The sequence below is a fragment of the Arthrobacter sp. YAF17 genome (genome assembly GCF_052113365.1).
In the GTDB taxonomy this organism is placed as follows: Bacteria; Actinomycetota; Actinomycetes; order Actinomycetales; family Micrococcaceae; genus Arthrobacter.
In genome coordinates this window covers 21,380-36,726 of the sequence record NZ_JBFRDB010000021.1, presented here as the reverse complement: position 1 = coordinate 36,726, position 15,347 = coordinate 21,380, and the positions used below count along the sequence as shown (strand labels likewise).

The window sequence follows — 15,347 nt, the reverse complement described above, 5'->3', positions numbered from 1 at the left end:
CCTGACCACGCTCATGACAGGGAACGAGGGAGATCATGCCGATCATCAGGGATCCGCACCTGTATAACGAGCAGAGCCTGTTCGTCGACCTGGAGGGGGTGCTGGGCTGCCGCCTCTTTCTCAAGATTGAGGGGTTCAATTTCGCCGGCTCAATCAAGCTTAAGCCCGCGCGGGAGATGGTCGAGCGCGCCGAGCGGGAGGGGCTGATCGGCCCTGGCTCCATCCTCGTGGAGTCCTCATCGGGCAACCTCGGCGTCGCGCTCAGCATGATCGCTGCCAGCAAGGGGTACCGCTTCGTGTGTGTGATCGATCCGCGCTGTAACCCGCCAACCCGGCAACTCATGGAGTCGCTCGGGGCACAGGTGGACCTGGTCACCGAACCGGATCCCGTCGACGGCTTCCTCGGAGCCCGGCTCAACCACGTGCGGGACCTGTGTGCGTCCGACGAGCGGTACATCTGGCTCAACCAGTACACCAATCCAGGCAATTGGGGAGCGCACTACCGCTGGACTGCCCCCGAGATCTCCAATCAGTTCCCCGACTTGGACGTGCTGTTCGTGGGAGCAGGGACAACGGGGACCTTGATGGGTTGCGCGCGGTACTTCCGTGAGCACCGGCCGGATGTCCGGATTGTCGCGGTCGATGCCGCAGGATCGGTCTCGTTCGGCGGCCAGCCCGCCGCCCGCCTGATCCCGGGACTCGGCATGAGCGTGCGGCCGCCGCAGCTCGACGAGGCCTTGATCGATGACGTGGTGATGGTCGAAGAACTGGACACGGTGCGCGCCTGCCACCGCCTCGCCGCTGCCGGCTTCACGCTCGGTGGCTCCACCGGGACCGTGGTCCACGGCGCCGCGTCTTGGCTCACCGAACACGACGCACAGGACCTGACGGCGGTTGCCATTTCCCCGGACATGGGCCGACCCTACCTGGACACTGTCTACAACCCCGACTGGGTGCACGATCATTTCGGCGCCGAAGCGCTGGCAACCGCCGACGATTTGGTAGGGGCTCCGGGCCGACGGTCCGACCCGGTGTCGGAGCCACAGCACCCGGCACGTGAAGCGGTGGCCGGTTACGCCGCAACCGCCGCCTTAAGGAATTTCGTGCAGTGAAAATGCGCCTCGATAACCTGCAGGGCGCTCCGCGCTCCACATCTTCTATCGATCTCCCCATTCCTGATGTAACCGCGGCTCCGGCCGGGAACGGCTCTCCGGCCGCTCCGGCCAAGGGTACCGCCGTTGCCTTGGAGCGCCGGCTGGCGGATCTTCTGGCGTCGGTGGTAGAGAAGGACGACGTCCCCGTGGACGCCAACTTCTTCTACGACCTGGGCGCGGATTCGTTGCTGATGGCACAGTTCTGCGCCCGCGTGCGCAAGCAGCCGGACTTGCCAGCGGTGTCGATCAAGGACATCTACCAAAATCCAACGATCTCGGCGCTGGCCGCGGCTCTGGCACCGGCGGAAGTGGCGTCGGTGACGGTTCAGATCCAGGTGCAGGACCGGTTGGCAGAGGTGCTGTCCGGCGTGCTGGACATTGAGCATGTGCCAGTGGAGGCCGATTTCTTCCAGGACCTGGGCGCGGATTCGCTGATCATGGCGCAGTTCTGCGCCCGCGTGCGCAAGCAGCCGGACCTGCCTGCCGTGTCCATTAAGGACATCTACCAGAACCCAACAATCTCCGCGCTGGCCGCGGCCCTGGTACCGGCCGAGGAGGTGTCGGCGACGGTTCAGGTGCAGGAGCGGCTGGCCGAGGTGCTCGCTGACGTACTCGGCATGCAGCAGGTCCCGATGGACGCCGACTTCTTCCAGGACCTGGGCGCGGACTCGCTGGTCATGGCGAAGTTCTGCGCCCGCATGCGTAAGCAGCCGGACCTACCGACGGTCTCGATTAAGGATGTCTACAGTAACCCGAGCGTCTCTGCCCTCGCCGCGGCCCTGCAGGTTCCTCCGCAACAGGACCGCTTGCAGGAGCCCTCACCGGCCGTGGCTTCGGTGCCGGAGGCTCCGGCGCCCATGGACGCCCGGACCTGGGAGTACGTCATCTGTGGCGCCCTGCAGGTACTCGTCTACCTCGGCTACTGCGTGCTCGCCGGACTGCTCACGGTCAATTGGTACAAGTGGGTGTACCCGGAGGGTGGGCCGGGCCAGGGGACAGAATTCTGGGTGATCTACCTCCGGTCGACCGCCTATGCCGCGGTAGTGTTCGTGCTGATGTGCATCCTTCCCGTGGCGGCAAAGTGGATCATCCTTGGGCGTTTCCGCCCCGGCGAAATCCGACTGTGGAGCTTGGCCTATTTCCGGTTCTGGCTGGTAAAGACCCTGATGCGAACTTCCCCGCTGGTGCTACTGAGGGGGTCTCCGCTGACCACCTTCTACCTGCGGGCCATGGGCGCCAAGGTGGGCCGCAACGTGACGATCATGACCAACCGCCTGCCGGTCTGCACCGACCTCCTCACGATCGGGGAAGGGACGGTCATCCGCAAGGACGCGGTTTTGAACGGCTACCGCGCCCACGGCGGCGTCATCCAGCTGGGCGCGCTGACGCTGGGCCGGGACGTAATCGTCGGCGAGGGGAGCGTTTTGGATATCGGCACCGCATTGGGAGATGGGTCGCAGTTGGGCCACCGGTCCACCCTGTACACCGGCCAGTCCGTGCCCGCCGGCGAACGGTGGCACGGGTCGCCCGGCAGGCGCACTGAGGTGGATTATGGCGGAGTCGAGGCCAGGCCCTACTCGCCCTGGCGCCGGGGATGGTTCGCCACCTCCCAGCTGATCAGCACGATTGGCTTTGGCCGCATTCTGCTAAGCCAGATTGTCGTGTTGGTCGTCATGGCGAACCCCAACGTGGCGGCACTCCTGGGGACGCAGGCGTTCGCGTTCACCAACTGGGTCTTCTACGCCGACGCCATTGCCTATGCCGCTCTTGCTGTCTTCGGTGGCACGGTCGTATCGTTGCTCATCGTCACCACCGTCCCGCGGGTGGTTCAACTCGCCGTCAAGCCGGACACGGTGTATCCGCTGTTCGGCCTGCGGCACGCGGCGGAGCGGGCGGTGTTGAGAATGACCAACAGGCCCATGCTGACGGGATTGTTCGGCGACAGCTCGTACGTCGTGCACTACGCGCGGGCCATCGGGTACAAGCAGCCGCAGGTCCAGCAGACCGGCTCGAACCTGGGCACGGGGTTCAAACACGACAGCCCGTTCCTTTCGACGATAGGCAGCGGCACGATGATCGCCGACGGGGTGTCGTTTATGAACACCGATTTCTCGGCGACGTCGTTCAAGGTCAGCCGGGCGGCGATCGGCGCACACAACTTCCTGGGCAACGCCGTGCTCTTCCCTGCCGGGGCCAGGACCGGGGACAACTGCCTGCTCGCGACCAAGGTGATGGTCCCCCTCGACGGACCGTTGCGCCACGACGTAGGTCTGCTCGGGTCACCGCCGTTCGAGATCCCCCGCTCGGTCCTCCGGGACGCCCTCCCCGAGGAGTATTCAAAACGTGCGCACTTCCGTCGGAACCTGGCAGCCAAGAACAGGTACAACCTGCGCACGATGGCCCTCTTGATGCTGGTGCGGTGGCTCAACATCACACTGGCCATGATCATCATGTTCGCCGCCCTCGAATTGTCCGATCAGTTCAGTTTCCTTGCCCTCAGCGCGGCCTTTGTCCTGATGCTCGTGGTTGGCTTGTTGGTCCCCATCGGCATCGAGCATCTCGGGAGGGGACTGAAACCGCTTCAGCCCCAGCTCTGCTCCATCTACAACCCCTATTTCTGGTGGCACGAGCAGTACTGGAAGATGTCGCTGCAGAGCCGATATGCAAGCCTCCTCAACGGGACGCCGTTCAAGCCGCTGGTCTGGCGTTTGCTCGGCGTACGGATCGGAAGCCGGGTCTTCGATGACGGCTGCGGCATTATCGAGCGGACCTTGGTCACGATCGGTTCCCGTTGCACCTTGAACGCCGGCACCACCCTCCAATCCCATTCCCAGGAAGACGGCATGTTCAAGTCGGACCGCATCGTTGTTGGCGACGATGTCACCCTCGGCGTCTCCGCGTTCGTCCACTACGGCGTTACCGTCGAAGACGGCGCGGTCGTCGGCGCCGACTCCTTCGTCATGAAGGGGACCACTCTCACCCGCGGATCCCTGTGGGCCGGCAACCCGGCCGAAGAGGCCCGAGACGCCGCAATGTCCCCCCTCGCGCTGGAAAGGGCCTGATCATGACCACCACCTCTGCGTTGACCTGCCGCACCGCTGGCAGCTCGTCGGGCCCGGGCAAAGACCGAACCGCGCCCGCGGGTGCCGCGCTGACGGTGATTCCCAGGTGGACGCAGGAGCGCCAGCCTGATCAGGGCCGGATCGAAGTGGCTGTGCCACAGGACCTGTTCGAGGCCGTGCGGACGCTGGCCCAGAGCCTGCAGGTGGTTCCATCCTCGATCTGGCTGGCGGCGCACTCGAGAGTGCTCCACGCGTTGTCCGGCGAAACAGAGGTCACGACCGGTTGCAAGGACGCGTTCGGGACCTGGCAGTGCACCCTTGATCTGGCGCACCGGTCCTGGCGAGCCCTCGTCTCCGATGCGAACGGCCGCCTGATCCGGCCCCGTACGGAACAGTCCACCCCCGGGCAGGCTAGTCACGAGCCGTCCGCCCCGGGCTACGAAGTGGTGTTCGGCGGTCTTCGGGACGACGATTCCGAGCTGCCGGAGGGCATCGTGCTCGGTATTTCGGTCGGACACGCGACCATCGGCGAGGTGCTTCGCTTGAAGTATCGCGGGGATGTTCTCGACGCAGATGCCGCCCGCCGCATCGCCAGCTACTACCTCGCCGCGCTCCGTAGCGTGGTAGCGGACCCGGGGGCGGATCCCTTGGACACCGACCTAGTCGGCCAGGAGGAGCGGCGCTTCCAGATTGAGCAGCTCGCCGGGCCCGAGCGGCCCCGGCCCCAGCGGCGCTTCCACGAGCTGTTCGAGGAGCGCGTTCGGCAGCGTCCCGAACAAATCGCGGCCGTTCAGGACGCCCGGGAGTGGACGTACGCGGAGCTAAACGCCCGCGCCAACCGGATAGCCCGTGGTCTGCTTTCGCGCGGGCTGCGCGCGGAGGACATCGTGGCAGTCGTCGCCGAACGGGATCTGGAGTGGATGGCCGCTGTGATCGGCATCTTCAAAGCCGGAGGCGCATATCTGCCGATCGAGCCGCACTTTCCGGCCGACCGAATCGCCAGAACGCTCACGCGGGCCGGGGCCCGGGTGGTGCTCACCGAAGGCGGCAGCACCACCACCCTCGATGAGGCGCTGGAAGCAATGCCTGCAGTGACGAAGCTGTTGTTCGAGGACATCGAGGCCGAGGGGCATCCCGTGGACGACCTCGGCCTGGAGATTCGTCCCGATCAGCTCGCTTACGTCTATTTCACCTCCGGGTCCACTGGCGAGCCGAAAGGCGCGATGTGCGAGCACGACGGCATGGTGAACCACCTGTACGCCAAGATCGAGGACCTGGGGATCCGCCCCGGGGACGTCGTCGCCCAGACCGCACCCCAGTGCTTCGATATCTCGCTGTGGCAACTGGTTTCGGCGCTGCTCGTCGGCGGCCGCACACTCATCGTCGGGCAGGACCGGATCCTCGACGTTGAGCGGTTCATCGACACGGTGGAACTGGGCGCGGTGGCGGTCTTCCAAGTCGTTCCGTCGTATCTGGACGCCGTGGTGGCGTACCTGGGCGGCAGGCCTCGCGCCCTGCCGCACCTCCGCTGCGTCTCGGCCACAGGGGAGGCTCTAAAGCGCGAGCTGGTCCGCCGCTGGTTCGACGTGATGCCGGACGTCAAGCTGGTCAACGCTTACGGACTCACGGAAACCTCCGACGACACGAACCACGAAGTGTTGAGTGCAGCGCCCCCGGGCGGCTCTGTGCCACTTGGCCCGCCAATACCGAACGTCCGGATCCACATCCTCGACGAGCGGCAGCGCCTTGTGCCGCTTGGAGCACCGGGCGAGATCGCCTTCTCCGGAGTGTGCGTGGGCCGCGGCTACATCAACGACCCGGAGCGCACCGCGCTGGCCTACTCCACCGACCCCTACGTGGACGGCGCGCGACTCTATCGGGCCGGCGACTACGGCCGTTGGTCCCCGGACGGCAAGCTGGAGTACCTGGGGCGGCGGGACAACCAAGTCAAGATCTCCGGGTTCCGCATCGAGATCGGCGACATCGAAAACGCGCTGCTGCGGGTTCCCGCCGTCCGCGACGGCGCCGTCGTCGTCGGTGAGGGCGCCGGGCAGTCCAAGTTCCTGGTGGCGTTCTACTCCGGCAACCGGCCGCTCGAGGTCGACGAAATCCGCAGCGAGATGGCTGCCCGGGTACCAGGCTACATGGTTCCTTCGACGTACAGGTGGCAGGAGAGCCTGCCCCTGACCGGCAACGGGAAGATCGACCGGAAGGCTTTGACCCGCATGGCGCGCGAGGTCATGCCCGAGGCCGGCACCGCCACGGAAGCCCTCTCGGCGGCCGAGCAGCGGCTTGCGGAGGCATGGGCGACGGTGCTCGGCCTGCCGATGGGCCGGATCGGCGGGCAGGACTCGTTCTTTGCACTGGGCGGGACCTCGCTGTCCGCGGTGAAGCTCGCGGTACTGCTCAAGCGCGCAGTGTCGATCAAGGACATCATGCAGACGCCCATCCTGGCAGACCTGGCGACCCTGCTCGAAGCCTCGTCCCCCGCGGACACAGCCGTTCCGCCGGACCCGCGGACGGCGGGAGCCGTCGCGGAGCCCGACTCCAACGCCCCGGCAGGAGGACCGGTTGGCCTCTCCCATCCGCTACCCATGAAACGAAAGGACCTCTGATGTCGTCTCCTACACCCAGGATCCAGTTCGACGTGGAACGCCAAGCCGGCCGGGTGCCGCTGCTCATCGTCGAGAACGGCCACGACCCCGTGCTGTGGGCCGAAGAGAACCGAGAGGCGCTGCGTGCGGAGGTGAATGAGCACGGCGCCGTCCTGGTCCGCGGTCTCGGCCTCCGTGATCCAGCCGAAGTGGCCGATACCTTCCACCGGCTGGTTTCGGGCCGCCTCATGCCGGACCGGGAGGCTTTCGCCGCCAGGCAGCCCTACTTGGACGGCGTGTACTCATCCCTGGCATGGCCCGCGAACCAGCCGATGTGCATGCACCACGAGCTCAGCTACGCGCTCGAGTTCCCCGGCCTGATGCTCTTCGCCTGCCTTCAGGCACCCAGTGTCGGTGGGGTGACCGGTGTGGCGGACGCCAGTGCCGTGCTCGATGCCCTGCCGCCGGACATCGTCCGTCGGTTCGAAAGCCAGGGGTGGCTGCTCGCCCGCAGCTACAACGGGGACATCGGTGCCTCCTATGAGGAGGCGTTCGGGGTCTCAGACCGCGCGGATGTCGAGAGCTACTGCCGGGCGCACGAGATCGAGCTCGAGTGGCAGCCCGATGGGGAGCTGCGCACCCGGCAACGGCGCCCTGCCGTGGTTCGGCACCCGGCGACTGGCCAACCCTGTTGGTTCAACCAGGTTGCGTTCCTGAGCGAATGGACAACCGCACCCGAGGTGCGGGAATACCTGGTGGACGTCTACGGTCCTGATGGGCTGCCGTTCAACACCCGTTTCGGCAACGGAGAGCCGATCGGTGAGGAAATCATTGCCCTCCTGAACGAGGTATATGAGGCCCATACCCTCCGCACCCCCTGGGAGACGGGGGACCTCATGCTGGTCGACAACGTCCGCATGGCGCATAGCCGCGAGGCCTATGAGGGGCCTCGGGAGATTCTTGTCGGCATGGCCGAGCCGCGCAACATTTTCGATCTCGACACCCACAACCAGGACGGTGCACGATGACAGAGCTTGCCAGTTCCCCTGCCGCAGCGGCCGCTGAGCCGAAGACGGTTCCGCCCTTCGCGGTCATCTCAGGGGCCCAGGTTCAGCAGGTGCTTCAGGGACGGGAAAAGGAGGTCATCGAGCTGGTCGAGCAGACCTACCGCGTGCATGCAGCCGGAGATTCGGTGAACCCCCCGTCTTACTTCCTGCGATTCCCGGACCGGCCAACCTCGCGCATCATCGCCCTGCCGGCCTCGGTCGGCGGACAAGTAGAGGTTGACGGCATCAAATGGGTCTCCAGCTTCCCGGAAAATGTGGCATCTGGAATTCCGCGCGCCTCTGCGGTGTTGATTCTCAACGACCAGGCAACGGGGTACCCCTTGGCTTGCATGGAGGGCTCCATCATCAGCGCCTCCAGGACCGCTGCATCTGCCGCCGCTGCTGCCGACTGGCTCAGCCGGGGACGCGGGCGTCCCCGGCGCATAGGGTTCCTGGGCGTTGGCCTCATTGCCCGCTACATCCACACCTTCCTGAAAGCCGCCGGCTGGTCTTTCGACGAGATCGGGGTGTTCGACCTCTCGGGTGAGAGTGAGGAGGGTTTCAAGGGCTATCTCGAGCGCAGCGGTACAGGTGCCCGGGTGACCGTGCACGACGGCCCCGAGCAGCTGATCAGAAGCAGCGACCTCGTCGTGTTCGCCACGGTGGCGGGCCAGCCGCACGTACACGATGCGACGTGGTTCGCGCACAACCCGCTGGTGCTGCACGTGTCCCTGCGCGATCTGGCCCCTGAGATCCTGCTGGCGTCCACCAACATCCTCGACGACGTCGACCACTGCCTGAAAGCCGGGACGTCGGCCCACCTCGCGGAGCAGAAGGTCGGCAACAGGGACTTCGTGGACGGCACCTTGGCCGACGTCATGGAAGGCAGGGTCTCGCTGACGGACGACCGCCCTATTGTGTTCTCGCCGTTCGGACTGGGCGTGCTCGACCTGGCAGTCGGCAAGTACGTCTACGACGAACTTGCCGGCAGTGGCCAGCTCCGGGTGGTCGAGGATTTCTTTTCCGAGTTGCGTCGGTACGGCTGACCCTGCGGCGCAGACCGCATTCATCGATTCGCACTCACTGAGGAGTGACGCAATGCTCTCCCTACCGCAGATGCTGGGAAATGTGTCCAAGGCCTACGTCCAGTCCCCTGAGGACTGGGCCGGGTCGGTCACCGACGTCCTACGGGACGCCGCGATCTACCACCAGGCCGCAAACGGCTTCTACCGCGCCCAGTGTGACGCCCTGGGAGTCGACCCCGCCACGATCAAGGACATCAACGACCTGCGATCCCTGCCACTGTTGCCGGTCGGCATGTTCAAGCGTCCCGACGCCAAGGTGCTGCTTACTTGCTCCCTGGCCGACGTCGAGACCGAGACCCGCTCCAGCGGAACCCGCGGTGTCCCCTCCGTCATCCCCCGCAACAGCGAGACAATGACCCTGGCGCTGGTCGCCATGCTCGGCACCTACCGGGAGTTCTTCAACCTGTCCGGGGGCGCGGGACTTTTCTTGAACCCGTCGGACCCGGAAGCCTCGGAGATGGGACTGCTCAAGGACTTAAACATCCTGAACAGCGTCTTCGACCACCACGCATATCTCGTTGCCGACCAGGCGTTCGACGCCGGGGAGGCCCTGGAGCACCTGCGACGTTGGGAGGGACATATGACACGCCACATCGTCAGTCCGCCGTTCCTCATCGACCGGCTCCTCCGGTTCCTTGAGCGGGAGGATATCAGTGTGCGCTTGGACCCGTTCAGCATGATCATCACTCTCGGGGGCTGGAAGCGGCACACACCCGAGGCCATCCCTAATGAGAGTTTTCGGGAACGGTGCCACGACTTGCTCGGCGTGCTTCCGGTGAACGTGCGCGACATGTACGGGATGATCGAGTCGAACATGCTCGCTGTCGAATGCCACCTGCATCGCAAACACGTTCCGCCATGGTGCTACATCTCCATCCGGGACCCTGCCCAAAGCGCCAAGGAGATCGCCCCGGGAGAGACCGGCACCATCGCCGTACTGGACGCCCTCAGCACCAGCTACCCCGGTTTCCTCCTCACCGACGACATGGGCGACGTCGAGACCGGCACCTGCGGGTGCGGCAGAACCGGCCAGGTCATCAACTTCCGCCGCCGCGGGCAGGGCGGCGGGCTTGGCCACTGCCCAGTCAGCATCGAGCGCTACGTCAGTTCGGGCACTACTGAATCGCACCGGGTTTGATGGAGACATCGATTACCCGGAAGGATGATTCCCACGCCAGCACAACGGAAGTACCCAAATGAGCTGCGTGAGCGCGCAACGCGGATGGCCATTGATGCAAGGAAAGACCCTGCGACCAGGACCGGTGCGTTCCGCCGGATCGGCGAGCAGCTCGGGGTGAATCCCGAGGCACTGCGGACCTGGGTGAGCCGGGCCGAGACCGACGAGGGCCCGCCGAAGCGGCGTGGTGCTGTAGCCGTTCTGCTGGAGCTGGATGTCAGCCGCGTGGGGCCAGGGCGTAGGTGGCGGTGGCGTAGGCCATTGCGGCGGACATTTCCTTGAGCAGGTCGGCGTTGGCGTTGCTGGTGGTGTCGCAGGCCTTGTGGTAGCAGGAATCGAGGACCTTGCCGGCCACCCCGCCGTAGGCCTGCACCTGGGCTTTGGTCTTTTTCCCCTCCTCGCCGGTGAACAGCCCGCCGCCGGGAATGCCTGCCCTGAGGAACGGGTCGTAATCGGAGTCGCCGTCCTCAAAGGGCGTTGTTTCCGCCGGCAGCGAGTTGCTTTCGAAGAACCGGAAAAAGACCTCCTCGATCTCCTGGGAGCCCTTCGGCCCGGCATCCCCGACATCCGATCCGTCGCCGTCGTGGAAGGACCGTACACCGTTCGGCGAGGCTGCCATGTCCACGTTCAGGTAGGCCGCCGTCTGGTCCTTCTCGGCCTTGCTCAGCTCGTTGACGTAATGCCGGGAACCGTCGAGGTCATTCTCCTCGGCGCCCCAGAACGCAAACCGGACCCGGTTCGCCGGGCTGATCCCGTTCTCCTTCATCCACTTCGCCGTCTCAAGGATGGCCGCGACGCCGCTGCCGTTGTCGTTGATCCCGGGGCCTTCTTCCACGGAGTCCAGGTGCCCGCCCACCACCACGGTGTGATCGGCACTGCCGCCGGTGTCGGCCAGGATGTTGAAACTCTCCACCTGCTTCCGGTTCCTGCCGTCACCCCGGTACGTGAACGTCTGCCGGACCGGGGTGTACCCGGCGGCGCGCAGTTGCTCCTCAACATACCGGCCGGATGCCTCATAGCCGGACGTGCCCGCCGCGCGGTTCCCGCCGTTGTCATCGGCAATCCGCTGCAGCGCCTCAAGATGGCCCATCATGCCCCGGCCGCTGAACTCCGCCAGCAACGCCCTCGGATCCGCACCACCGGCAGGATTCAGCCGCGAGGCAGTGCAGCCAGAGAGCACAAGACTGATTGCGAGCAAGATGGCTGCGGCCGCAGCCGTTCCGGGCCTTTTCATCATGTGGACATCCTCCATACCCGAAGATAACGTCCAGACCGTTCCAGAGGAAGACTTTGCCCGGGTGGCAACGGCTCCCGTCCCTCATTTGGTGGCCTCCGGCCCGCCCCGCACAGCCAAGGGAATATTTGGCCGTGGCGGGCGTTGTACCGGTCGATAGATGCAAATGCATGTAAATCGGTTATAGTAGGAACAGCTCCCGGAAGTCTCCGGCCACGGAAAGGCACATCATGCAGATCGGCGTATTCAGCGTCAGCGACATCACCACCGACCCCACCACGGGCCGCACCCCGACGGAGCACGAACGCATCAAGGCGTCCGTGGCGATCGCCAAAAAGGTCGAGGAAATCGGCATGGATGTCTACGCCATCGGCGAGCACCACAACCGGCCCTTCTTCTCCTCCTCCCCCACCACCACCCTGGCCTACATCGCCGCCCAGACGGAGCGCATCATCCTGTCCACGGCCACCACGCTGATCACCACGAATGACCCGGTGAAGATCGCCGAGGATTTCGCCATGCTCCAGCACCTCTCGGACGGACGCGTGGACCTGGTCCTGGGCCGGGGCAACACCGCCCCCGTCTATCCCTGGTTCGGCAAGAACATCCAGGACGGGATCGAACTCGCGATCGAGAACTACTCCCTGCTGCGCCGGCTCTGGGACGAGGACACGGTCAACTGGTCCGGCAAGCACCGCACGCCGCTGCAGAACTTCACGTCCACCCCGCGCCCGCTCGACGGCGTCGCCCCCTTCGTCTGGCACGGCTCCATCCGCACGCCTCAGATCGCCGAAGTTGCCGCGTACTACGGCGACGGCTTCTTCGCGAACAACATCTTCTGGCCCAAGGAGCACTACCAGCAGCTGATCGGCCTCTACCGCGAGCGCTWCGAGCACTACGGCCACGGCAAGGCAGACCAGGCCATTGTGGGCCTCGGCGGCCAGTTCTTCATGCGGAAGAACTCGCAGGACGCCGTCAAGGAGTTCCGCCCCTACTTCGACAACGCCCCGGTCTACGGCCACGGCCCGTCGCTGGAGGACTTCACGTCACAGACCCCGCTGACCGTCGGCAGCCCGCAGGAAGTCATTGAAAAGACCCTGACCTTCCGCGAGTACTTCGGCGACTACCAGCGCCAGCTGTTCCTGATCGATCACGCCGGCCTGCCGCTGAAGACCGTGCTGGAGCAGCTGGACCTGTTCGGCGAAGAGGTCCTGCCGGTCCTCCGCAAGGAATACGCCGACAAGACCCCCGCCCACGTCCCCGAACCGCCCACCCACGCCGGACGCGTGGCAGCCTCACTCGCCGCAGCCGCGCAGTCCGTCAGCGAATCCGCCGGCCCCGCCGGCACTACGAGCGCGTGATGTCCGCGAAGACCGAATCACCGGTGCGCCTGGCCGCGGAAACCTGGGAATCCCTGTTCCGCGCCCAGGTGGCGGTGATGCGCAGGCTGCAGGCCGGCCCGGCCTTCAAGGGCCTTGCCATCAACGAGTACGACGTGCTGTTTACGCTGTCGCGCTGTCCGTCCGGCTGGCTCCGTCAGAACGAGCTCAACGACCACGTGCTGCTGAGCCAGTCCAGCCTGAGCCGGCTGGTGGAGCGGCTTGAAAAGCGCGGCCTGGTGGAGCGGATGCCTTCCCCCGACGACGGGCGCGGCGTCCTGGTCAGGCTCACCGAGGCGGGCTGGGAGCTGCAGAAGCAGATCGGCCGGGAGCACGTCCGGGACATCGCCGCCCTGGTGGTTCCGGCGCTGACCGTGGCCGAGCAGCAGGAGCTGCTGCGTCTGACGGAGAAGCTGCGGGCCTCCGTGGCGGCACGCTGAGCCGCGGCTTCCTCGGGTGCCTCAACGCTGATTACCTCCACGCCCACTAGCTGCGTCAGCTGTGCCGCCGCTGATGTTCCGGCCTGGAACCCCCGCCCGTCGAAGGCCACGTCAACGGACCCAGTTCGTCCTTCCGTGGCGGATTGGCACCCCGCCTGGAGCAGGTGATCGCTGCCGCGCGGTTGGCATAAGCAACCAAGGCCTTCAAGTCCTCAGGTGTCAGGCTGCACAGCCGTGTTCTGCCTCCCTTCGCCCCGAGGGCGCCCAGTTGGGCGAGTCCGGCGATGAGGCCTGCCATAAAGGAGTCGCCGGCGCCCACGGTATCCGCCACGGTGGTGGATTCGGCCACCATCTCCACCCGCCCGTTCCGAGACAGGATGACCGGCCCCGCGGCACCCCGCGTCACTGCTACGACCGCCGGGCCAAGCGCCAGCCAGGCTTCCAGGGTTTCCTCCGGGGTCCGGTCCGGGTAGAGCCAGTTAAGGTCTTCGTCGCTGGCTTTGACGACGTCGCTCGCCGCTACGAAGAGTTCAGCCTTCTGGCGCGCCACGGCCGCATCGGGGCTGATGCCCGGCCGGCAGTTGGGATCGTAACTGACGGTCGCGTGCTCGCGGGCCGCCTGCACGAGGGCGAGCGTGCCCCGATCCCCCGGCGGCAGCACAGCAGCAATCGATCCTGTGTGGACGTGGGTGGAACCTTCGACGGCGGCCAGGGCAGGCAGGGCGTTCCCGTTGATTTCCCAGCTGATGGAAAAGGTGTAGTCGGCGGCACCGTCGGGACCCAGCGTGGCGAGCGCCGTCGACGTCGGCGTGGTTCCGCCGTTGATCACCTGGACCCGGTTTGTAGTCAGGTGTTCTTCGATCAGGAGGCCGTGYCGGTCATCGGCATAGTGGGTCACCAGGCTCGTCCGCAGGCCCAGGCGGGCAGCCCCCACCGCCACGTTGAGGGGGCTGCCGCCCGGGTGGACCTGGACCGCCTCAGGCCGGCGGGGGTCGCTGATGATGTCCACTAGGGACTCGCCGATAACGACCACCCTCAATTCATGTGCTGGCATGGCTGCTTCCTGGCAGTGGGTGGAGTTCGTTAGCGGCCCGGGTACACGACGGCTTTGAGCTGGCCGGCCTGTCTGCCGGCTTTGAGCGCGTCTTCGGAGTCGGCGAGGTCGAACCTTCCGGTGACCAGGATGTCCAGGTCCACCTTCCCGTCCGCGATCAGCTGGATGGCCAGCGGCCACGTGTTCGTATAGCGGAATACTCCAGAGAGCCAAATCTCCCGGTTCTGGATATACGAGACGGGGAGTTCGACGTCGTCGGCCCCGAGCCCCACCAGGATGACCCGGCCGGCCGGTCCAACGGCCTTGATTCCGGAGCGGACGGCCTGCGGGGCGCCGGACGCGTCGATGAACGCATCGACGTCGAGCCCTTCAGCACTGTCCGTCCTGGCGTTCAGGGCATGGGTGGCACCGTGTTCGAGGGCAAACGCCAACCGGTCCGCGGCGATGTCCGAAATGTAGATTTCGGTGGCGCCGAATGCCCGGGCGGCCTGGGCGGCGATGATGCCGATGGGGCCGGCCCCCGCGATCAGGACCCGGCTTCCGGGCTTGATCTGGGCGCGTTCGCAGGCCCAGAGCCCGACGGAGAGCGGTTCGATGAGGGCTGCGGCCTCGTCACTGACGTTGTCCGGGATGTCGTAGGCGAAGTCGCTCTGGATGGTGACGTATTCGGCGAAGGCGCCGTCGATCGGCGGGGTGGCGTAGAACTCGATGTCGGGGCACAGGTTGTACCGGCCGGCTTTGCACTGCTTGCAGGTGCGGCAGGGCCGCTGGGGTTCGACGGCGACCCGCTGGCCGATGCGGGCGGTGTCCACGGCGCTGCCGACGGCGGCGATCCGGCCGGAGAGCTCGTGGCCGAGGATCAGCGGGTGGTCCACGACGTAGTCGCCGATCCGGCCGTGCTCGTAGTAGTGGACGTCGCTGCCGCAGACGCCGACGGCAGCGACCTGGACGAGGACCTGGTCCGCGTCAAGGTCCGGGACGGCCAGGTTTTCCAGAGCCATCTCGCCCTGGCGTTTGAGGACGGCGGCGCGCATCGTGGCGGGGACCTCCGGGTGTCCGGGGGTGCGGGGCTGTGCGGTTGAGGTTGTCATCGAAGAATTCCTTATGCTGGACGAATCGAAG

11 protein-coding genes are annotated in these 15,347 nt (G+C 66.0%); 8 read left to right on the top strand and 3 right to left on the bottom strand.

From position 1 onward, the window contains the following. The first annotated feature begins 35 nt into the window (after positions 1-35). The 6 genes from sbnA to AB4Y67_RS16025 are packed head-to-tail and all read left to right on the top strand — an operon-like array spanning position 36 to position 10,079. Positions 36-1,112 (top strand): 2,3-diaminopropionate biosynthesis protein SbnA, encoded by a 1,077-nt coding sequence (gene sbnA / locus AB4Y67_RS16050; RefSeq protein WP_441406758.1) that lies wholly within the window; start codon positions 36-38, stop codon positions 1,110-1,112. Between the two features lie 2 nt (positions 1,113-1,114). Next, a complete protein-coding gene (locus AB4Y67_RS16045; RefSeq protein ID WP_441406768.1) occupies positions 1,115-4,216 on the top strand; it encodes a Pls/PosA family non-ribosomal peptide synthetase in 3,102 nt (1,033 codons plus the stop codon). Between the two features lie 2 nt (positions 4,217-4,218). Beyond that, positions 4,219-6,831, top strand: a complete 2,613-nt coding sequence (locus AB4Y67_RS16040) for a non-ribosomal peptide synthetase (RefSeq protein ID WP_441406757.1) — start codon at positions 4,219-4,221, stop codon at positions 6,829-6,831. Next, the gene (locus tag AB4Y67_RS16035) at positions 6,831-7,838 is read left to right on the top strand and encodes a TauD/TfdA family dioxygenase (RefSeq protein ID WP_441406756.1); all 1,008 of its coding nucleotides are present in this window, start codon (positions 6,831-6,833) and stop codon (positions 7,836-7,838) included. The genes AB4Y67_RS16040 and AB4Y67_RS16035 overlap by 1 nt, the downstream gene beginning before the upstream one ends. Further along, positions 7,835-8,902: a 2,3-diaminopropionate biosynthesis protein SbnB gene (sbnB, locus tag AB4Y67_RS16030; RefSeq protein WP_441406755.1), complete on the top strand. Its 1,068-nt coding sequence runs from the start codon at positions 7,835-7,837 to the stop codon at positions 8,900-8,902. The genes AB4Y67_RS16035 and sbnB overlap by 4 nt, the downstream gene beginning before the upstream one ends. Positions 8,903-8,954: 52 nt before the next feature. After that, a complete protein-coding gene (locus AB4Y67_RS16025) occupies positions 8,955-10,079 on the top strand; it encodes a LuxE/PaaK family acyltransferase (protein WP_441406754.1) in 1,125 nt (374 codons plus the stop codon). A 256-nt stretch (positions 10,080-10,335) separates the two neighbouring features. Here AB4Y67_RS16025 and AB4Y67_RS16020 read toward each other — a convergent pair whose 3' ends face one another. Next, complete coding sequence (locus AB4Y67_RS16020) at positions 10,336-11,355, bottom strand: M20/M25/M40 family metallo-hydrolase (protein WP_441406753.1); 1,020 nt, start codon at positions 11,353-11,355, stop codon at positions 10,336-10,338. Between the two features lie 227 nt (positions 11,356-11,582). Here AB4Y67_RS16020 and AB4Y67_RS16015 point away from each other — a divergent pair, with 227 nt between their 5' ends. Continuing rightward, entirely contained in the window at positions 11,583-12,713 is a 1,131-nt protein-coding gene (locus tag AB4Y67_RS16015; protein ID WP_441406752.1) for an LLM class flavin-dependent oxidoreductase, read from the top strand. Continuing rightward, positions 12,713-13,171, top strand: coding sequence for a MarR family winged helix-turn-helix transcriptional regulator (locus tag AB4Y67_RS16010; RefSeq protein ID WP_441406751.1), 459 nt, complete (start codon positions 12,713-12,715; stop codon positions 13,169-13,171). The genes AB4Y67_RS16015 and AB4Y67_RS16010 overlap by 1 nt, the downstream gene beginning before the upstream one ends. 55 nt (positions 13,172-13,226) lie before the next feature. Here the strand turns inward: AB4Y67_RS16010 and AB4Y67_RS16005 are convergent, their stop codons facing one another. Both AB4Y67_RS16005 and AB4Y67_RS16000 read right to left on the bottom strand, forming a co-directional pair. Next, on the bottom strand, positions 13,227-14,225 hold the full coding sequence (locus AB4Y67_RS16005) for a carbohydrate kinase family protein (RefSeq protein ID WP_441406750.1): 999 nt from the start codon (positions 14,223-14,225) through the stop codon (positions 13,227-13,229). Positions 14,226-14,254: 29 nt separating this feature from the next. Beyond that, positions 14,255-15,316 (bottom strand): NAD(P)-dependent alcohol dehydrogenase, encoded by a 1,062-nt coding sequence (locus tag AB4Y67_RS16000; protein WP_441406749.1) that lies wholly within the window; start codon positions 15,314-15,316, stop codon positions 14,255-14,257. Between the last annotated feature and the right edge of the window lie 31 nt (positions 15,317-15,347).